Genomic DNA, 21,157 nt, shown 5'->3' with positions numbered 1-21,157 from the left:
CATCTTGACGCCCCGCCCCCCGCGTGGGGCGGGTTGCCCACCCCCCAACCCGGTCTTCTGCACCCCGCATTTTCGCGGCGCGGCTCCCCCCCCCCCCCCCCCCCCCCCCCCCCCGCTGCTGTCTGCTGACAGCAGGTGATCAGGGCTTTGGCGGGCGGACACCTTGCCCCGGCCAGGTGTGGACCACCCCTCTCCGGGGAAAGACGTTGCGTGACCGACGTTCCAGCCCTTGACGCGGCCCGCCACCGGCAGGCACGCTGACACCAGCAAGACCTTCCGCGCTTGCGACGGCCATCACTCAGGTGGTGCCGGTGGCCTCGCCGCCGACACGACCGGGGTCGCCTGCGGGAGCGTGCGAAGACGTGCGAGCGCGTATCTGAACGCGTGGCGGCCTCGGGCCTCGGCACGTTTCGCAACGCCCTGCCGTGCCGGGCTGGACAGCGGTTAGCCTCTCGGCTACACTGCTAGTTTGCGCTGCCTTCCGACTTGACCCCTGCTCGGAATGTCCGATTATGGATATTTCTAGTGGGGTCATTGGAGTGCACGCGTAACAGCCGTTCTGCAGCACCGGTCCTCGGAAGGACGCATCTTGGCAGCTTCCCGCCCTGCGAAGACCAGTCGTACGTCGAGCGCTTTCGCGCCCCGCCGAATCTCATTCGGCAGGATCACCGAACACCTCGAGGTCCCCAACCTCCTCGCCATCCAGAACGAGTCATTTGACTGGCTGGTTGGCAACGAGGCTTGGCAGGGCCGGTCGGCCGACGACCCGCACGCACGCTCGGGTCTCGCGGAGATCCTCGACGAGATCAGCCCGATTGAGGACTTCTCCGGCACTATGTCCCTGTCCTTCTCCGCTCCGCGCTTCGACGAGGTCAAGGCCTCGATCGAAGAGTGCAAGGAGAAGGATCTGACCTACTGCGCTCCGCTCTTCGTGACCGCGGAGTTCACCAACAACACCACTGGCGAGATCAAGAGCCAGACGGTGTTCATGGGTGACTTCCCGATGATGACGCCGAAGGGCACCTTCATCATCAACGGCACCGAGCGCGTCGTGGTCAGCCAGCTCGTCCGGTCTCCGGGCGTCTACTTCGACAAGCAGCCGGACAAGACCTCCGACCGCGACCTCTCCAGCGTCAAGGTCATCCCGAGCCGGGGTGCCTGGCTGGAGTTCGACATCGACAAGAGAGATACGGTCGGTGTCCGCATCGACCGTAAGCGCCGGCAGGCCGTCACCGTCCTGCTCAAGGCGATCGGTTGGACCGGCGAGCAGATTCGCGAGCGGTTCGGCTGGTCCGAGCTGATGATGACCACCCTGGAGAAGGACCACATCGCCGGGGTGGACGAGGCGCTGCTCGACATCTACCGCAAGCTCCGGCCGGGTGAGCCGCCGACGCGCGAGAACGCCCAGACCCTGCTCGACAACCTCTTCTTCAACCCGAAGCGGTATGACGTAGCCAAGGTCGGCCGGTACAAGTTCAACAAGAAGCTCGAACTGCAGGTGCCGATCACCACCGGCACGCTGACCGAGGACGACGTCGTCGCCACCGTGGAGTACCTCTGCCGGCTGCACGCCGGTGAGGAGGGCTACGAGGCCGATGACATCGACCACTTCGGCAACCGGCGGCTGCGTACCGTGGGCGAGCTGATCCAGAACCAGGTCCGGGTCGGTCTTTCCCGGATGGAGCGGGTCGTCCGTGAGCGGATGACCACCCAGGACGTCGAGGCGATCACGCCGCAGACCCTGATCAACATCCGCCCGGTGGTGGCGGCGATCAAGGAGTTCTTCGGTACGTCGCAGCTGTCCCAGTTCATGGACCAGACCAACCCGCTGGCGGGTCTTACCCACCGGCGCCGGCTGAGCGCGCTCGGCCCGGGTGGTCTCTCCCGTGAACGGGCCGGCTTCGAGGTCCGGGACGTGCACCCGTCGCACTACGGCCGGATGTGCCCGATCGAGACGCCGGAAGGCCCGAACATCGGCCTGATCGGCGCGTTGTCCACCTTCGGGCGGGTCAACCCCTTCGGGTTCATCGAGACGCCGTACCGCAAGGTGGTCGAGGGTCAGGTCACCGACCAGATCGACTACCTGACCGCGGACGAGGAGGACCGGTACGTCAAGGCGCAGGCCAACGCCCCGCTGCGGGCCGACGGTCACTTCGCCGAGGACCGGGTCCTGGTTCGTCGGAAGGGCGGTGAGGTCGACTACGTCGCCCCGACGGCGGTCGACTACATGGACGTCTCGCCGCGTCAGATGACGTCGGTCGCGACCGCCATGATTCCGTTCCTTGAGCACGACGACGCCAACCGGGCACTGATGGGCGCGAACATGCAGCGCCAGGCGGTGCCGCTGGTCAAGGCGGAGGCGCCGCTGGTCGGCACCGGCATGGAGTACCGTGCCGCCGTCGACGCCGGTGACGTGGTCGTCGCCGAGGTCGGTGGCGTGGTCGAGGACCTCTGCGCCGACTACGTGACGGTGCACCAGGACGACGGCCACCGGCGTACCTACCTGCTGCACAAGTTCCGCCGCTCCAACGCCGGCTCCTGCGTCAACCAGAAGCCGGTCGTCTTCGAGGGTGACCGCGTCGAGGCCGGCCAGGTCATCGCCGACGGTCCCTGCACCGACGAGGGCGAGATGGCGCTCGGGCGCAACCTGCTCGTGGCGTTCATGCCCTGGGAGGGTCACAACTACGAGGACGCGATCATCCTGTCGCAGCGCCTCGTGCAGCAGGACGCCCTCACCTCGATCCACATCGAGGAGCACGAGGTCGACGCCCGCGACACCAAGCTGGGCCCGGAAGAGATCACCCGCGACATCCCGAACGTCAGCGAGGAAATGCTCGCCGACCTCGACGAGCGCGGCATCATCCGGATCGGTGCGGAGGTCGTACCCGGCGACATCCTGGTCGGCAAGGTCACGCCCAAGGGTGAGACCGAGCTGACCCCGGAGGAGCGTCTGCTCCGCGCGATCTTCGGTGAGAAGGCGCGTGAGGTCCGGGACACCTCGCTGAAGGTTCCGCACGGCGAGACCGGCACGGTCATCGGTGTGCGTACCTTCTCCCGCGAGGACGGCGACGAACTGCCGCCGGGGGTCAACGAGCTGGTCCGCGTCTACGTGGCTCAGAAGCGGAAGATCCAGGACGGCGACAAGCTCGCCGGCCGGCACGGCAACAAGGGTGTCATCTCCAAGATCCTGCCGGTCGAGGACATGCCGTTCCTTGAGGACGGCACGCCGGTCGACATCGTGCTCAACCCGCTCGGTGTGCCGAGCCGGATGAACATCGGTCAGGTGCTGGAGACCCACCTTGGCTGGGTGGCCAAGACCGGGTGGCAGGTCGAGGGCGACGACGCGGAGTGGAAGCGCCAACTGCGCTCGATCGACGCCGACTCGTCCGAGCCGGACACCAACGTCGCGACGCCGGTCTTCGACGGTGCCCGCGAGGAGGAGATCGCCGGTCTGCTCTCGTCGACCCTGCCCAACCGGGACGGCAAGCAGCTGATCGGGGCGAGCGGAAAGGCACAGCTGTTCGACGGCCGCTCCGGCGAACCGCTGCCGTCCCCGATCGCGGTCGGCTACATCTACATCCTGAAGCTGAACCACCTGGTCGACGACAAGATCCACGCTCGGTCGACCGGCCCGTACTCGATGATCACGCAGCAGCCGCTGGGTGGTAAGGCGCAGTTCGGTGGCCAGCGGTTCGGCGAGATGGAGTGCTGGGCGATGCAGGCGTACGGCGCCGCCTACGCCCTGCAGGAGTTGCTGACGATCAAGTCCGATGACGTGCTGGGCCGAGTCAAGGTCTACGAGGCGATCGTCAAGGGCGAGAACATTCCCGAGCCGGGCATCCCGGAGTCGTTCAAGGTGCTGCTCAAGGAGCTGCAGTCGCTGTGCCTCAATGTTGAGGTGCTCTCCAGCGACGGCGTGGCCCTGGAGATGCGCGAAACCGACGACGAGGTCTTCCGCGCGGCGGAGGAACTTGGCATCGACCTGTCCCGGCGTGAGCCGAGCTCGGTCGAAGAGGTGTGAGGCGAAAGGTCTGGGGCAGGGCTCGCCCTGCCCCAGACCTTCCCCGGGAGAGCTAGCAACGAATAAGACACGACACGAGGGATACATAACGTGCTCGACGTCAACTTCTTCGACGAGTTGCGCATTGGCCTGGCTACCGCGGACGACATCCGCCAGTGGTCGCACGGCGAGGTTAAGAAGCCCGAGACGATCAACTACCGCACCCTGAAGCCGGAAAAGGACGGGCTCTTCTGCGAGAAGATCTTCGGTCCGCAGCGGGACTGGGAGTGCTACTGCGGTAAGTACAAGCGGGTCCGGTTCAAGGGCATCATCTGTGAGCGCTGTGGGGTCGAGGTCACTCGGTCCAAGGTGCGGCGTGAGCGGATGGGCCACATCGAGCTGGCCGCCTCCGTGACGCACATCTGGTACTTCAAGGGCGTCCCCAGCCGGCTGGGCTACCTGCTCGACCTGGCTCCCAAGGACCTCGAGAAGATCATCTACTTCGCATCGTACGTGGTCACCAGCGTGGACGCCGAGGCGCGTCACCGCGACCTGTCCACGATCGAGAACGAGATCCTGGCCGAGAAGCGTCAGGCGGAGAACAGTCGCGACTCGGAGATCGAGAAGCGGGCCGCCAAGCTGGAGGCCGACCTGGCCGAACTCGAGTCCGAGGGTGCCAAGGCCGACGTGCGCCGCAAGGTCAAAGAGGGCGGCGAGCGCGAGATGCGCCAGATCCGCGACCGTGCGCAGCGTGAGATCGACCGGCTCGACGAGGTGCTCGACACCTTCCGCAAGCTGGACTCGAAGCAGCTGGTCACCGACGAGCTGCTCTACCGCGAGCTGCGGGACCGCTTCGGTGAGTACTTCACCGGTGGCATGGGTGCCGAGGCGATCAAGGCGCTGGTCCAGAACATGGACCTCGACGCCGAGGCGGAGAACCTCCGCGAGATCATCCGTTCCGGCAAGGGCCAGCGGAAGATCCGGGCGCTCAAGCGGCTCAAGGTCGTTGCGGCGTTCCTGAACACCCGTAACTCCCCGCTCGGCATGGTGCTGGACTGCGTCCCGGTCATCCCGCCGGACCTGCGCCCCATGGTGCAGCTCGACGGTGGCCGGTTCGCGACCTCGGACCTGAACGACCTCTACCGCCGGGTGATCAACCGGAACAACCGCCTCAAGCGCCTGATCGACCTCGGCGCGCCCGAGATCATCGTGAACAACGAGAAGCGGATGCTGCAGGAGGCCGTCGACGCGCTGTTCGACAACGGCCGCCGTGGCCGGCCGGTCACCGGCCCGGGTAACCGCCCGCTGAAGTCGCTCTCCGACATGCTCAAGGGCAAGCAGGGTCGGTTCCGTCAGAACCTGCTCGGCAAGCGCGTCGACTACTCGGGCCGTTCGGTCATCGTGGTCGGCCCGCAGCTCAAGCTGCACCAGTGTGGTCTGCCCAAGCAGATGGCGCTGGAGCTGTTCAAGCCGTTCGTGATGAAGCGCCTGGTGGATCTCAACCACGCGCAGAACATCAAGTCCGCGAAGCGGATGGTCGAGCGGCAGCGGCCGGTCGTCTGGGACGTGCTGGAAGAGGTCATCGGCGAGCACCCGGTCCTGCTCAACCGGGCGCCGACGCTGCACCGTCTCGGCATCCAGGCCTTCGAGCCGCAGCTGGTCGAGGGCAAGGCGATCCAGATCCACCCGCTGGTCTGCACCGCGTTCAACGCGGACTTCGACGGTGACCAGATGGCGGTGCACGTACCGCTCTCCGCCGAGGCCCAGGCCGAGGCGCGGATCCTGATGCTGTCGTCGAACAACATCCTCAAGCCGGCCGACGGTAAGCCGGTCACCATGCCGACGCAGGACATGGTGATCGGGCTCTACTACCTCACCCACCTCACCCCTGGTGAGATCGGTGAGGGCCGGGCGTTCAGCTCGGACGCCGAGGCGCGGATGGCCTTCGACAACGGTGAGCTGCACCTGCAGACCCCGATCAAGATCCGCCTGCACGGCGTGATCGGCGTCGACAACGGAGCCGGCCAGCCGAAGTGGACCGAGCCGGAGGGCTGGGTTGCGGGCGAGCCGCTCACCGTCGAGACCACGCTGGGTCGGGTGCTGTTCAACGAGACCCTGCCGCAGGGCTACCGCTTCGTGAACTACGAGATCCGCAAGGGTCAGCTCTCCGCGATCGTCAACGACCTCGCCGAGCGGTTCCCGAAGGTGGCGCTGGCCGCGACCCTCGACGGCCTCAAGGAGGCCGGGTTCCACTGGGCCACCTGGTCCGGCGTGACGATCGGTATGCAGGACGTCATCGCGCCGCCGCGCAAGCCGGAGATCCTGGAGCGGTACGAGAAGGAAGCCGACCGGATCGACAAGCAGTACCAGCGGGGTCTGATGACCGCCGAGGAACGTCGCGGCGAGCTCATCGAGATCTGGACCAAGGCGACCAACGAGGTCGCCAAGGAGATGGAGACCGCGCTACCGCAGGAGAACCCGCTCTGGGTCATGATCAACTCGGGTGCCCGCGGTAACCTGCTCCAGCTCCGCCAGATCGCCGCGATCCGTGGCCTGGTGGCGAACCCCAAGGGTGAGATCATCCCGCGGCCGATCAAGGCCAGCTACCGGGAGGGCCTCTCCGTACTGGAGTACTTCATCTCCACCCACGGTGCCCGTAAGGGTCTGGCCGACACCGCGCTGCGTACCGCCGACTCGGGTTACCTGACCCGTCGTCTGGTGGACGTCTCGCAGGACGTGATCATCCGCGAGGAGGACTGCGGCACGGACCGGGCCATCCCGATGCAGGTCGGCCAGTTCATCGAGGGCGGCAAGCTGGTGGTGCACACGCACGCCGAGACCGGTGTGCATGCTCGTACCCTGGCGGACGACATCAAGGGCACCGACGGCAACGTGGTCGCCGAGCGGGGAATGGACCTCAACTCGATCCTGGTCGACAAGATTGTCGAGGCCGGTGTCGAGACGGTCCGGGTGCGCAGCGTGCTCACCTGCGAGTCCAAGCTCGGTGTCTGTGCCGCCTGTTACGGCCGTTCGCTGCCGACCGGTAAGTCGGTCGACATCGGCGAGGCGGTCGGCATCATCGCGGCCCAGTCGATCGGTGAGCCGGGTACGCAGCTGACCATGCGTACCTTCCACACCGGTGGTGTCGCGGGTGAGGACATCACCCAGGGTCTGCCCCGTGTGCAGGAGATCTTCGAGGCTCGGGTTCCGAAGGGTAAGGCGCCCATCGCCGACACCCCGGGACGCATCCGGATCGAGGACGGCGAGCGCTCGCGGAAGATCATCGTGATCCCGGACGACGGCAGTGAGGAGATCGTGTACGACAAGATCTCCAAGCGCGTCAAGCTGCGGGCTCACGACGGCGACCACGTGGCGGTCGGCGAGAAGCTCACCGAGGGCACCATCGACCCGCACGAGCTCCTGCGGATCATGGGTCCGCGGGCGGTCCAGGTCCACCTGACCAGTGAGGTCCAGGAGGTCTACCGCTCGCAGGGTGTGCTCATCCACGACAAGCACATCGAGATCATCATCCGCCAGATGCTCAAGCGGGTGACGGTCATCGACTCCGGTGCGACCGAGTTCCTGCCGGGTGTGCTGGTCGACCGGGCGCTGTTCGAGTCGGAGAACCGCCGGCTCGTCTCCGAGGGTGGCGAGCCCGCCGCCGGTCGGCCGGTGCTGATGGGTATCACCAAGGCCTCGCTGGCCACGGACTCGTGGTTGTCGGCGGCCTCCTTCCAGGAGACCACCCGGGTGCTCACCGACGCGGCGATCAACGCCCGCAGTGACTCGCTCATCGGTCTCAAGGAGAACGTCATCATCGGTAAGCTCATCCCGGCGGGTACTGGCATCAGCAAGTACCGCAACGTCCGGGTGGAGCCGACCGAGGAGGCGAAGGCCAAGGTCTACTCGATGACCGGATACCCCGAGACCGACTACGGTTTCGGTCCGGCCAGCGGGCAGGCGGTTCCGCTGGACGACTTCGACTTCGGGTCGTACCGCTAACCAGAACGGATCCGGGCGCCCCGCGTGTCGTAACGACGACGCGCGGGGCGCCCGCCGTGTTTGTAGGGTGGCGAGGTGGAGATGACGCCGTCGACCGTGCCCGGACCGGTGCTGCGGCATCCGCTCGACCCGGACCCGGTGCGCTCGACCAAGGCCCGTACGGTCTACGCCCTGGGGCTCGTGGCGGCGTTGACCGGGATCCTGCTCGGCGGCATCGTGCCGGCCACGGTTGCGCTGCTGCTGCTCCGCCAGGCCCGTCAGGAGGCGTACGCCTCCGCCGGTTATCTCACCGGCGGGGACCTGCTGCGTCGGGGCGAGCGGCTCGCCTGGGTCGGCATCGTGCTGGCGGCGGCGACGACCGTGGTGCTGCTTGTGATCGGTCTGCTGAACCTGGCGGGTACACCGGGGCAGGACTTTGCCCCCACCATCGACTAGCGGGCGGACTGCCTAGAGTATGGGGACTCGTAGGGACCGGGGCCGATCCGGTCGGTGGTGAGGCGAGCAGGGCTCTCGGAGGGGGACGTCGGTGACGGATGAGGCGCGGCCACCCCTCGGGGCGGGCGGTCAGCCCGCCGCGTACCCCATGATGTCGAGCGGTCCCGGGCCGACGGGCGTCGGCGGACCGGTGCCGTTGCCGCCCCGCGACACGTGGCGCCCGCCCCGCCGGGTCGACGCCGTCCCCGGTACGCCGTTCGGGCTCGCCTACCTGGAGGTGCCGCCGATCATCTCGGGCCTGGCGGTCGGTGCCCTGAGCGCGGGCATCGGCTCGATCATGGTCTCGCTGGTGGTGCTCTGCTTCGGCCTGATCGGCGCGAGCGGCGGTTGGGGAGCGTGGGCCGCGGGCGCGTTCGGGGTACTCGGGGCCCTTCTCGGCGCTGCCGCGATCGTGCTGGGGGTGATTGGCCGGCGGCAGACGCGACGTAACGCGCCGCCACCGGCGGTCCGGTTCGCCGGTGCGGGACTCGCGTCGGCCGGCGTCTGGTGCGGGGTCGCCGGGCTGGCGGTGACCGTGCTGGCATTCGGGCTGGCCGTGATCCTGCAGCTGGGCTGAGCGCTCCGGGACGGGTGACCGGGGGCCGGCCGGGCGTTTCCCAGGGGGGCCGGTACACTTGACGACAGCGGTGCCTGTTATAGGTGCACGGGTCTGACGGAGTGAGCAAGGCCACGGCGTGGCTTTTGCACCGAACCCCGTTTTGACCTGGGTGCTTCTGGTAGGTACCCTTCCCCTCGTGCCCGGGCTCGCCCGGGCAACTCGTGCGTGCTCCCGAGCCGGTGTTCCGGTTGACGAGCGGCACCACGACACAGTCGAAAAGATCGGCGGGCGACGTCCGCTGGTCGGGAAATCCGCTGCGGGCGAGAGCGCGTGGCGGGACCGTGGAAGGGCGACACGCCCGACCGCGGGTGCCGGAGCCATCCACGGACGGGTTCGGTTGGAATGTAGGAGAGTCACCCACCCGGGCGACTACGACCAAGGCGCGACCGCCAGGCAGGCGGTCGGAGGGAGCGGAAAACCCGGTGCCCACCATTCAGCAGTTGGTCCGAAAGGGCCGCCAGGCTAAGACGACGAAGACCAAGACGCCCGCGCTGAAGGGCAGCCCGCAGCGGCGCGGCGTGTGCACGCGTGTTTACACCACCACCCCGAAGAAGCCCAACTCGGCGCTGCGCAAGGTCGCTCGTGTGAAGCTGAGCAGCCAGATCGAGGTGACCGCGTACATCCCGGGCGTGGGGCACAACCTGCAGGAGCACTCGATCGTGCTCGTTCGCGGTGGCCGGGTGAAGGACCTCCCCGGCGTGCGCTACAAGATTGTCCGCGGCTCGCTGGACACCCAGGGCGTTCGTAACCGCAAGCAGGCGCGCAGCCGTTACGGCGCGAAGAAGGAGAAGAGCTGACATGCCGCGTAAGGGACCCGCTCCGCGCCGGCCGTTGGTCGCCGACCCGGTGTACAACTCGCCGCTGGTCACCCAGCTGGTGAACAAGATCCTGCTCCGTGGCAAGCGTCAGCTCGCCGAGCGCATCGTCTACGGCGCCCTTGAGGGCTGCCGGGAGAAGTCGGGCACCGACCCGGTAGTCACCCTCAAGCGGGCGATGGACAACGTGAAGCCGACGCTGGAGGTGCGCAGCCGCCGGGTCGGTGGCGCCACCTACCAGGTGCCGGTCGAGGTTCGCCCGGCTCGGGCGACCACCCTCGGACTGCGCTGGTTGGTCACGTACTCCAAGGCGCGTCGTGAGAAGACCATGATCGAGCGCCTGATGAACGAGCTGCTCGACGCGAGCAACGGCCTCGGTGCCGCCGTCAAGCGGCGCGAGGACACGCACAAGATGGCCGAGTCGAACAAGGCCTTCGCGCACTACCGCTGGTAACACACCTCGTGCCGCCGCCGCAGGGCGGCGGCACGACCAGGTTGTCGAGACGACGATAAGTAGGGATTGAAGTGGCCGCCGCAGACGCGCTCGCCAAGGTACGCAACATCGGCATCATGGCGCACATCGATGCTGGTAAGACCACGACCACCGAGCGGATCCTGTTCTACACCGGCATCACGTACAAGATCGGTGAGGTCCACGAGGGCGCCGCCGTCATGGACTGGATGGAGCAGGAGCAGGAGCGGGGGATCACCATCACCTCCGCCGCCACCAAGTGTGAGTGGAAGGGCCACACGATCCAGATCATCGACACGCCCGGCCACGTCGACTTCACGGTCGAGGTCGAGCGGTCGCTGCGGGTGCTGGACGGTGCGGTCGCGGTGTACGACGGGGTCGCCGGCGTGGAGCCGCAGACCGAGAACGTCTGGCGCCAGGCGGACAAGTACAACGTCCCCCGGATGTGCTTCGTCAACAAGCTCGACCGGACCGGCGCCGACTTCTTCCGCTGCGTGCAGATGATGATCGACCGGCTCAACGCCACCCCGCTGGTCCTGCAGATCCCGATCGGGCTCGAAGGCGACCACATCGGTGTTGTCGACCTGATCGGTATGCGCGCGCTGACCTGGCGTGGCGAGACCCAGAAGGGTGAGGACTACGCGGTCGAGGAGATCCCGGCCGACCTCGTCGACTCCGCCTCCGAGTGGCGCGACAAGCTGCTGGAGACCCTCGCTGACGTCGACGACTCGGTGATGGAGAAGTACCTCGAGGGTGAGGAGATCTCCGTCGAGGAGATCAAGGCCGCCATCCGGCGGGCCACCATCGCGGGCAAGGCGAACCCGGTGCTCTGCGGTTCGGCGTTCAAGAACAAGGGCGTCCAGCCGATGCTCGACGCCGTGGTCGACTTCCTGCCGTCGCCGCTGGACATCCCGGCGGTCGAGGGCACCGCGACCGACGGCGAGACCGTGCTGCTGCGTAAGCCCTCCAACAGCGAGCCGTTCTCCGGTCTGGCCTTCAAGATCCAGACTGACAAGCACCTCGGCAAGCTGACCTACGTCCGGGTCTACTCCGGCACGCTCGAATCCGGTTCCCAGGTGATCAACTCCACCAAGGACCGCAAGGAGCGGATCGGCAAGATCTACCAGATGCACGCCAACAAGCGGGAAGAGCGTCCCTCCGCTCAGGCTGGCGACATCATCGCGGTCCAGGGTCTGAAGCAGACCACCACCGGTGACACGCTCTCCGACCCGGCGAACCCGGTCATCCTGGAATCGATGACGTTCCCGGAGCCGGTCATCAACGTGGCGATCGAGCCGAAGACCAAGTCCGACCAGGAGAAGCTCGGCACCGCGATCCAGCGGCTCGCCGAGGAGGACCCGACCTTCCGGGTCAAGCTCGACGAGGAGACCGGCCAGACGGTCATCTCCGGTATGGGCGAGCTCCACCTGGACATCCTGGTCGACCGGATGCGCCGCGAGTTCAACGTCGAGGCCAACATCGGTAAGCCGCAGGTGGCGTACCGCGAGACCATCCGCCGCAAGGTGGAGAAGGTCGAGTACACGCACAAGAAGCAGACCGGTGGTTCGGGTCAGTACGCCCGGGTCATCGTCAGCCTTGAGCCGCTGCCGCTCGGCAACGATTCGCCGACGTACGAGTTCGTCAACGCGGTGACCGGTGGTCGCATCCCGCGTGAGTTCATCCCGTCGGTGGACGCCGGCGCCCAGGACGCCATGCAGTACGGCACCCTGGCCGGCTACCCGCTGGTGGGCCTGAAGCTGACGCTGGTCGACGGCCAGTACCACGAGGTCGACTCGTCCGAAATGGCATTCAAGATCGCCGGTTCGATGGCGCTCAAGGAAGCGGCCCGCAAGGCCGACCCCGCGCTGCTCGAGCCGATGATGGCCGTTGAGGTCACCACCCCTGAGGACAACATGGGTGACGTCATCGGCGACCTTAACTCCCGCCGCGGCATCATCCAGGCCATGGAGGAGCGGAGCGGCGCTCGCGTCGTCCGCGCCCTGGTGCCGTTGTCGGAGATGTTCGGCTATGTCGGCGACCTGCGGTCGAAGACCCAGGGCCGGGCTAGCTACAGCATGCAGTTCGACTCCTACGCCGAGGTTCCGCAGAGCGTCGCGAAGGAGATCATCGCGAAGGCGACGGGTGAGTAGCGCACAACGCGTCACTTGCTCGTAGCCGGGCCGGTGATACCGCTAGGGCCACAGGCGGGTAATCTCGCCGCGGCCTGCACGGGCCGGGCTGCAAGAGACCGGGCCTGAAGGTTTCACCGCCGCAAGACCCAAGTGCTTCCCGGCCGAAATGGGCCGGTAAGGCTGTCGACAGAGTCCTGAACGCCGAATGGCGTGCCGGGCGTACGAACCAAGAAGTCCACAGGAGGACACCAGTGGCGAAGGCGAAGTTCGAGCGGACTAAGCCGCACGTCAACATCGGCACCATTGGTCACATCGACCACGGTAAGACGACGCTGACGGCGGCCATCACCAAGGTCCTGCACGACAAGATGCCCGACCTCAACCCGTACACGCCGTTCGACGAGATCGACAAGGCGCCGGAGGAGAAGGCCCGCGGCATCACGATCTCGATCGCGCACGTCGAGTACCAGACCGAGGCGCGGCACTACGCGCACGTTGACTGCCCCGGTCACGCCGACTACATCAAGAACATGATCACCGGTGCCGCGCAGATGGACGGCGCGATCCTGGTGGTCGCGGCGACCGACGGCCCGATGCCGCAGACCCGCGAGCACGTGCTGCTGGCTCGCCAGGTTGGCGTGCCGTACATCGTCGTGGCGCTCAACAAGAGCGACATGGTCGATGACGAGGAGCTCCTGGAGCTCGTCGAGCTTGAGGTTCGTGAGCTGCTCTCGGGTCAGGAGTACCCGGGCGACGACCTGCCGGTCGTCCGCGTCTCGGCGCTGAAGGCGCTCGAGGGCGACCCGGAGTGGACCGACCGGCTCATGGAGCTGATGGCCGCGGTCGACACCTCGATCCCGCAGCCGGCCCGTGAGACCGACAAGCCGTTCCTGATGCCGGTTGAGGACGTGTTCACGATCACCGGTCGTGGCACCGTCGTCACCGGTCGGGTCGAGCGTGGCGTTCTCCTGCCGAACGAGGACGTCGAGGTCGTCGGCATCAAGGAGAAGGGCTTCAAGACCAAGGTCACCGCGATCGAAATGTTCCGGAAGACCCTGGACGACGCCCGCGCAGGTGAGAACGTCGGCCTGCTGCTCCGTGGTACCAAGCGCGACGAGGTTGAGCGCGGCATGGTCGTGGTGAAGCCGGGGACCACCACCCCGCACACCGAGTTCGAGGCGACCGTCTACATCCTCTCCAAGGAGGAGGGTGGACGGCACACCCCGTTCTTCCAGAACTACCGTCCGCAGTTCTACTTCCGTACCACGGACGTTACCGGCGTCGTCACGCTGCCCGAGGGCACCGAGATGGTCATGCCGGGCGACAACACGACGATGTCCGTCAAGCTGATCCAGCCCATCGCGATGGAGGACAACCTCAAGTTCGCGATCCGGGAGGGTGGCCGGACGGTCGGCGCCGGGTTCGTCACCAAGATCGTAAAGTAAAAAGGTAACCCCGATTAGCGTTGCCGTGCGGTAGTACGGCATACTAGTCAGGTTGCGTACCGACCGTTTGTCGGCGTGCGCCCGGGACTCCGGGTTAATGCTGACGATAAGTCGCGCGCAGGGTGGTTGACCGCCACACGTGGTCAACCACCCTCGCACGGCGTCTGGGTCATGTTTTTCATGACCGGCGCCTCGACCGACCCGCGAAGGTCAGATTGCCCCGGGGAATGCTGGGCGGAGTCTGATCCCGGAGCGCGACACGCCCGACCGCGGGGGTCGGCGAAGTGGGGCTCTACCAGGTGGTGAGCACCCGCAAGACAGCGGCATCGAGAGAAGGAACAGAAGCCACCATGGCGGGACAGAAGATCCGCATCCGGCTCAAGGCCTATGACCACGAGGTCGTCGACTCCTCGGCGCGGAAGATCGTGGAGACGGTGACGCGCACCGGGGCGCAGGTCGCGGGCCCGGTGCCGCTGCCCACGGAGATCAACCGTTTCTGCGTGATCCGTTCGCCGCACAAGTACAAGGACTCGCGCGAGCACTTCGAGATGCGCACGCACAAGCGTCTGATCGACATCATCGACCCGACCCCGAAGACGGTCGACTCGCTCATGCGCCTCGACCTGCCGGCTGGCGTCGACATCGAGATCAAGCTGTAGGGACCGGACTAATGGACAGGCAAGTTAAGGGCATCCTGGGCGCCAAGCTCGGCATGACCCAGGTCTGGGACAACAACCGCGTTGTCCCGGTGACCGTGGTGCAGGCCGGCCCGTGCGTCGTGAGCCAGGTCCGTACCACCGACAAGGACGGGTACTCCGCGGTCCAGTTGGCGTACGGCGTAGTTGACCCGCGCAAGGTCAAGAAGCCGCGTGCCGGGCACTTCGCGAAGTCCGGTGTGGCCCCCCGGCGCCACATCGTCGAGCTGCGCACCTCCGACGCGTCGGAGTACGAGCTCGGCCAGGAGGTCACCGTCGACGCGTTCGCCAAGGGCGCGATGATCGACGTGACCGGCCGGACCAAGGGCAAGGGCTTCGCCGGTGTCATGAAGCGCCACGGCTTCCACGGCCTGGGCGCGGGACACGGTGTCGAGCGCAAGCACCGCTCGCCCGGTTCCATCGGCGCCTGCGCGACCCCCGGTCGCGTGTTCAAGGGTGTACGGATGGCCGGTCGCATGGGTGCGCGTCGGTTCACCTCGCAGAACCTGGTCGTCCAGGCGGTCGACGCCGAGCAGAATCTGCTGCTCGTCCGTGGCGCCATCCCGGGCCCCAAGGGTGCGCTGGTGCTGGTTCGCTCCGCGGCCAAGGTGCAGGCGAAGAAGGGCGGTGTGGCGAAGTGACCTCCGTTGACGTGCGCACCGTCGAGGGTGGCACGAGCGGCTCGGTTGAGCTGCCCGACAGCATCTTCGACGTGCAGGCGAACCTTTCGCTGATGCACCAGGTCGTGGTGGCCCAGCTGGCCGCCGCGCGCCAGGGCACGCACAAGGCGAAGACCCGCGGCGAGGTCGCCGGTGGCGGCAAGAAGCCGTACAAGCAGAAGGGCACCGGTCGCGCCCGTCAGGGCTCGATCCGCGCGCCGCAGTTCGCCGGCGGTGGCGTCGTCCACGGCCCGGTGCCGCGTGACTACAGCCAGCGGACCCCGAAGAAGATGAAGGCCGCCGCACTGCGTGGCGCTCTGTCGGACCGGGCCCGCGCTGGTCAGGTGCACGTGGTGGAGTCGTTCGTCGGTGGCGAGAAGCCGTCGACCAAGGCGGCACTGGCCACGCTGAGCAAGCTGACCGAGGCCAAGCGGGTGCTGGTCGTGCTGAGCCGCACCGACGAGCTGAACTGGATCTCGCTGCGCAACGAGCCGCGGGTGCACCTGATCGAGTCCGGCCAGCTCAACACGTACGACGTGCTGGTGGCCGACGACGTGATCTTCACCCGGGATGCGCTGGACGAGTTCCTGGGCGTTCCGGGGGCACAGACCGCGGACGAGTCCGGAAGTGAGGGCGACGAGAAGTGAGCACGATCGCCGACCCGCGGGACATCATCGTCGCGCCGGTCGTCTCCGAGAAGAGCTACAGCGAGCTGAACCGTAACTGGTACACCTTCCTGGTGCACCCGGACGCGAACAAGACCGCGATCAAGATTGCTATCCAGCAGATCTTCGACGTGCGCGTCCTGACGGTCAACACGCTCAACCGCGAGGGCAAGCGCAAGCGGACCCGTAACGGGTTCGGCCAGCGCAAGGCCACGAAGCGCGCGATGGTGAAGCTGGCTGACGGCGACCGCATCGAGGCCTTCGGCGGCCCGGTCAGCTGAGGGGTGTAGACAATGGCAATCCGTAAATACAAGCCGACGACGCCTGGCCGACGTGGCTCCAGCGTCGCCGACTTCGCCGAGATCACCAGGTCGACTCCCGAGAAGTCGCTGCTGGCTCCGCTGCCGAAGAAGGGTGGGCGTAACGCCCACGGCCGGATCACCACCCGGCACCACGGCGGTGGGCACAAGCGGCAGTACCGGCTGATCGACTTCAAGCGGGTGGACAAGGACGGTGTGCCGGCCAAGGTCGCGCACATCGAATACGACCCCAACCGCACCGCGCGTATCGCGCTGCTGCACTACGCCGACGGCGAGAAGCGTTACATCATCGCGCCGAAGGACCTGAAGCAGGGCGACGCGGTGGAGTCGGGCCCGACCGCCGACATCAAGCCGGGCAACAACCTGCCGCTGCGCAACATCCCGGTGGGTACCACCATCCACGGCGTGGAGCTGCGCCCGGGCGGCGGGGCCAAGCTGGCCCGTTCGGCCGGCGTCGGCATCCAGCTGCTGGGCCGTGAGGGTGCCTACGCCACGCTGCGTATGCCTTCCGGTGAAATCCGGCGGGTGGACGTGCGGTGCCGGGCGACGGTGGGCGAGATCGGCAACGCCGACCAGTCAAACATCAACTGGGGCAAGGCCGGCCGTATGCGGTGGAAGGGCAAGCGCCCGACCGTCCGTGGTGTCGCGATGAACCCGGTGGACCACCCGCACGGTGGTGGTGAGGGTAAGACCTCCGGTGGCCGCCACCCGGTCAACCCGCAGGGTAAGCCCGAGGGCCGCACCCGTCGTAAGGGCCAGCCGAGCGACCGGCTGATCGTCCGCCGCCGCTACGCGACCCGCAAGCGCGGCTAAGGGAGTTAGGTAGACATGCCTCGCAGCTTGAAGAAGGGCCCGTTCGTCGACGACCACCTGCTCAAGAAGGTGGAGACGCAGAACGAGAAGGGCTCGAAGAACGTCATCAAGACGTGGTCCCGGCGTTCGATGATCATCCCGGACATGCTCGGGCACACGATCGCCGTGCACGACGGGCGCAAGCACGTTCCGGTGTTCGTCACCGAGGCGATGGTCGGGCACAAGCTCGGCGAGTTTGCGCTGACCCGTACGTTCAAGGGTCACGAGAAGGACGACCGGAAGAGTCGCCGGCGCTGAGCCGGGCCACGGATAAAGGATCAAGGGGTTTCAGCGATGCCAGTTAAGGGCGACGCTCCGGTGCTTCCGGGCGCGCGGGCGGTTGCGCGGCACGTGGGCATCTCGGCGACGAAGGCTCGCCGGGTGGTCAACCTCGTCCGCGGCCTGCCCGCGAAGGAGGCGCTCACGGTGCTCCAGTTCGCGCCGCAGGCTGCGAGCGAGCAGGTCTACAAGGTGCTCGCGAGTGCGATCGCCAACGCCGAGAACAACGAGCGGCTGGACCCCGACGCGCTGCTCGTGAGCGAGGCGTATGTCGACGAGGGCCCGACGATGAAGCGGTTCCGGCCGCGGGCGCAGGGCCGGGCGTACCGGATCCGCAAGCGGACGAGCCACATCACCATCGTGGTCGAGGCGGTCGCACCGGCCGCTCCGGCGCGGCGGAACGCGGCGAAGAAGGCCGCACCGGCCAAGGCCACGCCGGCCACCGAGGCCGAGGCTGCCGACACGCAGAGCAAGACGGAAGGTGCCGAGTAATGGGTCAGAAGGTTCACCCGATTGGGTTCCGGCTTGGCATCTCGACCGATTGGAAGTCCCGCTGGTTCGCGGACAAGCTCTACAAGGACTACATCGGCGAGGATGTCAAGATCCGCCGGATGATGTCCAAGGGCTTGGAGCGGGCTGGTATCTCCAAGGTCGACATCGAGCGCACCCGGGACCGGGTCCGGGTCGACATCCACACCGCACGGCCGGGCATTGTGATCGGCCGTAAGGGTGCGGAGGCCGACCGGATCCGCGGAGAGCTGGAGAAGCTCACCGGCAAGCAGGTGCAGCTGAACATCCTCGAGGTGAAGAACCCCGAGTCGGACGCGCAGCTTGTCGCACAGGGTGTGGCCGAGCAGCTGTCCAGCCGGGTCAGCTTCCGTCGGGCGATGCGCAAGGCGATGCAGTCGGCGATGAAGAACCCGATCGTTCGGGGAATCCGGGTGCAGGTCTCCGGCCGTCTCGGCGGCGCGGAGATGAGCCGTACGGAGTTCTACCGCGAGGGTCGGGTGCCGCTGCACACGCTGCGGGCCAACATCGAGTACGGCTTCTTCGAGGCGCGGACCACCTTCGGCCGGATCGGCGTGAAGGTGTGGATCTACAAGGGCGACGCCGTACCCGGTCGGGAAGCTCCGGCCGAGGCCGGCCCGGCCCGTCCGCGTCGCGACCGTGGTGACCGGCCCGAGCGGCCGCGTCGTGGGCGGTCCGGCTCGTCCGGTACCACCGCCGGCGGCACCGAGGCTGGGCGCGCAGCGGCGGCGGAGTTCGCCGGCACCCCGGCCGAGGCCACGAACGACCAGGCCGCGGCGGCTAGCGCCGCCCCGGCCACTCCGGCTCCGGCCGGATCGGACAGCTCAGCGCAGGAGGGCTGACAGATGCTGATGCCGCGCAAGCCCCCGAAGGGCTTCCGCAAGCCGCACCACCCCGACCGCCATGGCGCGTCGAAGGGCGGCAACCGGGTGGTGTTCGGCGAGTTCGGAATCCAGGCGCTGGAGCCCGCGTACGTGACCAACCGGCAGATCGAGTCGGCGCGTATCGCGATGACCCGGCACATCAAGCGTGGTGGCAAGGTCTGGATCACGGTCTTCCCGGACCAGGCCCTGACCAAGAAGCCCGCTGAAACCCGGATGGGTTCCGGTAAGGGCTCGCCCGAGTGGTGGGTCGCCAACGTTAAGCCGGGACGGGTGCTCTTCGAGATGTCCTTCCCCAACGAGCAGACCGCGCGAGAGGCAATGCGTCGCGCGATCCACAAGCTCCCGATGAAGTGCCGAATTGTGACACGCGAAGTGGGTGAAAGCTGATGGCCGCGGGCGTTAAGGCCGGCGAGCTGCGTGAGCTCTCCGAGGAGGAGCTGGTCACGAAGCTGCGCGAGGCCAAGGCGGAGCTGTTCAACCTCCGCGTGCAGGCCGCGACCGGCCAGCTGGACAACAATCGCCGGCTGCAGGTCATCCGTCGGGAGATCGCCCGGATCTACACGATCATGCGTGAGCGCGAGCTGGGTCTCTCTGCCGCGCCGACTGAGGTGACTGCATCATGAGCGAGTCGACCGCCCCGGAGGGGACCACCACCGCCCCGCGGGCCCAGCGCAAGGTGCGCGAGGGCCTCGTGGTCAGCGACAAGATGGACAAGACTGTCGTGGTCGAGGTTGAGGACCGGGTCAAGCACGCGCTGTACGGCAAGGTTCTGCGCCGTACGCGCAAGCTGAAGGTGCACGACGAGCAGAACGCGTGCGGCATCGGCGACCGCGTGCTGCTGATGGAGACCCGTCCGCTCTCCGCCACCAAGCGGTGGCGGGTCGTGGAGATCCTCGAAAAGGCCAAGTAGAGCCGGCCGGGCCGCGGAAGCGGACCGGACAGCAAGCTCAGGGTTCCGCCAGGCTCAGACGGCATGAGTTTCCAGCTGGTAGGTACAGGCCGGAGACATACAGCCGTCTGAGAACCGGCAGACATAGGAGATAGACGTGATTCAGCAGGAGTCGCGACTGCGCGTCGCCGACAACACGGGTGCCCGGGAGATCCTGTGCATCCGGGTTCTCGGTGGCTCCGGTCGGCGCTACGCGAGTATCGGCGACGTCATCGTGGCCACGGTCAAGGACGCCATTCCGGGTGCCGGTGTGAAGAAGGGCGACGTCGTCAAGGCGGTCGTCGTCCGCACCGCCAAGGAGAGGCGGCGTCCGGACGGCTCGTACATCCGCTTCGACGAGAACGCGGCCGTCATCATCAAGGACGGTGGCGACCCGCGTGGTACCCGCATCTTCGGCCCGGTGGGTCGGGAGCTGCGGGACAAGCGGTTCATGAAGATCATTTCCCTCGCGCCGGAGGTGTTGTGACCGTGAAAATCAAGAAGGGTGACACGGTCGTCGTCATCGCCGGCAAGGACAAGGGTGCCAAGGGTAAGGTCATCGCGGCCTACCCGCGGCAGGACAAGGTCCTGGTCGAGGGCGTGAACCGGGTCAAGAAGCACACCCGCATCAGCACCACTCAGCGTGGCGCCAAGACCGGTGGCATCGTCACTCAGGAGGCCGCGATCCACGTGTCGAACGTGCAGATCCTGGACTCCGACGGCAACCCGACCCGGGTCGGTTACCGGATCGACGACAGTGGCCAGAAGGTCCGCATCGCGCGTAGCACCGGTAAGGACCTGTGATGAGCACGGCTACCGAAGCCAAGACCATGCCGCGCCTCAAGGAGCGGTACCGCAACGAGATCGCGGCCGCGCTGCGCGAGCAGTTCGGCTACCAGAACCCGATGCAGGTGCCGGGTCTGGTCAAGATCGTCGTCAACATGGGTGTCGGCGAGGCTGCTCGCGACGCCAAGCTGATCGACGGTGCGGTTCGTGACCTGGCCACCATCACCGGCCAGAAGCCGCAGGTGCGGCGGGCGACCAAGTCGATCGCGCAGTTCAAGCTCCGTGAGGGGATGCCGATCGGCGCGAAGGTGACCCTCCGGGGTGACCGGATGTGGGAGTTCCTGGACCGGCTGCTCTCCATCGCGCTGCCGCGTATTCGTGACTTCCGCGGTCTCGACGGGCGCAAGCTCGACGGCCACGGCAACTACACCTTCGGTCTGACCGAGCAGTCGGTGTTCCACGAGATCGACCAGGACAAGATCGATCGGCAGCGGGGCATGGACATCACGGTGGTCACCACGGCCACGAAGGACGACGAGGGTCGGGCGCTGTTGAAGCACCTGGGCTTCCCGTTCCGTGAAGACCCGAGCAAGGAGAACTGA

General features: G+C 67.0%; 22 protein-coding genes. All 22 read left to right on the top strand.

Annotated features, from left to right (window positions below; translation table 11 throughout):
• Positions 1-589 precede the first annotated feature (589 nt).
• The 22 genes from ACIBF5_RS06040 (at position 590) to rplE (ending at position 21,157) form a co-directional block, all read left to right on the top strand.
• The gene (locus ACIBF5_RS06040) at positions 590-4,021 is read left to right on the top strand and encodes a DNA-directed RNA polymerase subunit beta (RefSeq protein WP_396808561.1); all 3,432 of its coding nucleotides are present in this window, start codon (positions 590-592) and stop codon (positions 4,019-4,021) included.
• Between the two features lie 90 nt (positions 4,022-4,111).
• Positions 4,112-8,002 carry a DNA-directed RNA polymerase subunit beta' gene (locus ACIBF5_RS06035; RefSeq protein WP_396808559.1) on the top strand — a complete coding sequence of 1,297 codons (3,891 nt, stop codon included), beginning with the start codon at positions 4,112-4,114 and terminating at the stop codon, positions 8,000-8,002.
• A gap of 81 nt (positions 8,003-8,083) precedes the next feature.
• Positions 8,084-8,437, top strand: coding sequence for a hypothetical protein (locus ACIBF5_RS06030; RefSeq protein WP_396808849.1), 354 nt, complete (start codon positions 8,084-8,086; stop codon positions 8,435-8,437).
• 91 nt (positions 8,438-8,528) lie between these two features.
• Positions 8,529-9,053: a hypothetical protein gene (locus ACIBF5_RS06025; protein WP_396808557.1), complete on the top strand. Its 525-nt coding sequence runs from the start codon at positions 8,529-8,531 to the stop codon at positions 9,051-9,053.
• Positions 9,054-9,517: 464 nt separating this feature from the next.
• Positions 9,518-9,892 (top strand): 30S ribosomal protein S12, encoded by a 375-nt coding sequence (gene rpsL / locus ACIBF5_RS06020; protein WP_007465318.1) that lies wholly within the window; start codon positions 9,518-9,520, stop codon positions 9,890-9,892.
• 1 nt (position 9,893) lies between these two features.
• Positions 9,894-10,364 (top strand): 30S ribosomal protein S7, encoded by a 471-nt coding sequence (rpsG, locus tag ACIBF5_RS06015; protein WP_121158400.1) that lies wholly within the window; start codon positions 9,894-9,896, stop codon positions 10,362-10,364.
• Positions 10,365-10,435: 71 nt separating this feature from the next.
• A complete protein-coding gene (gene fusA, locus ACIBF5_RS06010; RefSeq protein ID WP_396808555.1) occupies positions 10,436-12,532 on the top strand; it encodes an elongation factor G in 2,097 nt (698 codons plus the stop codon).
• Between the two features lie 233 nt (positions 12,533-12,765).
• The gene (gene tuf / locus ACIBF5_RS06005; RefSeq protein ID WP_396808553.1) at positions 12,766-13,959 is read left to right on the top strand and encodes an elongation factor Tu; all 1,194 of its coding nucleotides are present in this window, start codon (positions 12,766-12,768) and stop codon (positions 13,957-13,959) included.
• Positions 13,960-14,309: 350 nt separating this feature from the next.
• A complete protein-coding gene (gene rpsJ / locus ACIBF5_RS06000; RefSeq protein WP_007073037.1) occupies positions 14,310-14,618 on the top strand; it encodes a 30S ribosomal protein S10 in 309 nt (102 codons plus the stop codon).
• An 11-nt stretch (positions 14,619-14,629) separates the two neighbouring features.
• Positions 14,630-15,295 (top strand): 50S ribosomal protein L3, encoded by a 666-nt coding sequence (gene rplC / locus ACIBF5_RS05995; RefSeq protein ID WP_396808551.1) that lies wholly within the window; start codon positions 14,630-14,632, stop codon positions 15,293-15,295.
• Complete coding sequence (rplD, locus tag ACIBF5_RS05990; RefSeq protein ID WP_396808549.1) at positions 15,292-15,960, top strand: 50S ribosomal protein L4; 669 nt, start codon at positions 15,292-15,294, stop codon at positions 15,958-15,960. Before rplC ends, rplD begins: the two co-directional genes overlap by 4 nt.
• The gene (gene rplW / locus ACIBF5_RS05985) at positions 15,957-16,259 is read left to right on the top strand and encodes a 50S ribosomal protein L23 (RefSeq protein ID WP_121158405.1); all 303 of its coding nucleotides are present in this window, start codon (positions 15,957-15,959) and stop codon (positions 16,257-16,259) included. Before rplD ends, rplW begins: the two co-directional genes overlap by 4 nt.
• Positions 16,260-16,271: 12 nt before the next feature.
• Positions 16,272-17,111 (top strand): 50S ribosomal protein L2, encoded by an 840-nt coding sequence (gene rplB, locus ACIBF5_RS05980; protein WP_121158406.1) that lies wholly within the window; start codon positions 16,272-16,274, stop codon positions 17,109-17,111.
• Between the two features lie 15 nt (positions 17,112-17,126).
• A complete protein-coding gene (gene rpsS / locus ACIBF5_RS05975; RefSeq protein WP_121158407.1) occupies positions 17,127-17,408 on the top strand; it encodes a 30S ribosomal protein S19 in 282 nt (93 codons plus the stop codon).
• A gap of 36 nt (positions 17,409-17,444) precedes the next feature.
• The gene (gene rplV, locus ACIBF5_RS05970; protein ID WP_396808547.1) at positions 17,445-17,921 is read left to right on the top strand and encodes a 50S ribosomal protein L22; all 477 of its coding nucleotides are present in this window, start codon (positions 17,445-17,447) and stop codon (positions 17,919-17,921) included.
• Positions 17,921-18,799 carry a 30S ribosomal protein S3 gene (gene rpsC, locus ACIBF5_RS05965; protein ID WP_396808545.1) on the top strand — a complete coding sequence of 293 codons (879 nt, stop codon included), beginning with the start codon at positions 17,921-17,923 and terminating at the stop codon, positions 18,797-18,799. Before rplV ends, rpsC begins: the two co-directional genes overlap by 1 nt.
• Before the next feature lie 3 nt (positions 18,800-18,802).
• Complete coding sequence (gene rplP, locus ACIBF5_RS05960) at positions 18,803-19,228, top strand: 50S ribosomal protein L16 (protein ID WP_121158410.1); 426 nt, start codon at positions 18,803-18,805, stop codon at positions 19,226-19,228.
• Positions 19,228-19,464 carry a 50S ribosomal protein L29 gene (gene rpmC / locus ACIBF5_RS05955; protein WP_121158411.1) on the top strand — a complete coding sequence of 79 codons (237 nt, stop codon included), beginning with the start codon at positions 19,228-19,230 and terminating at the stop codon, positions 19,462-19,464. Before rplP ends, rpmC begins: the two co-directional genes overlap by 1 nt.
• Positions 19,461-19,751: a 30S ribosomal protein S17 gene (rpsQ, locus tag ACIBF5_RS05950; RefSeq protein WP_121158412.1), complete on the top strand. Its 291-nt coding sequence runs from the start codon at positions 19,461-19,463 to the stop codon at positions 19,749-19,751. Before rpmC ends, rpsQ begins: the two co-directional genes overlap by 4 nt.
• Positions 19,752-19,887: 136 nt before the next feature.
• Positions 19,888-20,256, top strand: coding sequence for a 50S ribosomal protein L14 (gene rplN / locus ACIBF5_RS05945; protein WP_007465279.1), 369 nt, complete (start codon positions 19,888-19,890; stop codon positions 20,254-20,256).
• Positions 20,253-20,573 (top strand): 50S ribosomal protein L24, encoded by a 321-nt coding sequence (rplX, locus tag ACIBF5_RS05940; RefSeq protein ID WP_211349329.1) that lies wholly within the window; start codon positions 20,253-20,255, stop codon positions 20,571-20,573. The genes rplN and rplX overlap by 4 nt, the downstream gene beginning before the upstream one ends.
• Positions 20,573-21,157, top strand: a complete 585-nt coding sequence (gene rplE / locus ACIBF5_RS05935; protein ID WP_396808542.1) for a 50S ribosomal protein L5 — start codon at positions 20,573-20,575, stop codon at positions 21,155-21,157. The genes rplX and rplE overlap by 1 nt, the downstream gene beginning before the upstream one ends.

The organism is Micromonospora sp. NPDC050417 (assembly GCF_044458865.1).
In the GTDB taxonomy this organism is placed as follows: domain Bacteria; phylum Actinomycetota; class Actinomycetes; order Mycobacteriales; family Micromonosporaceae; genus Micromonospora_G.
Note: the sequence above shows the minus strand (reverse complement) of the source record. Positions and strands in the feature narration are given on the sequence as shown.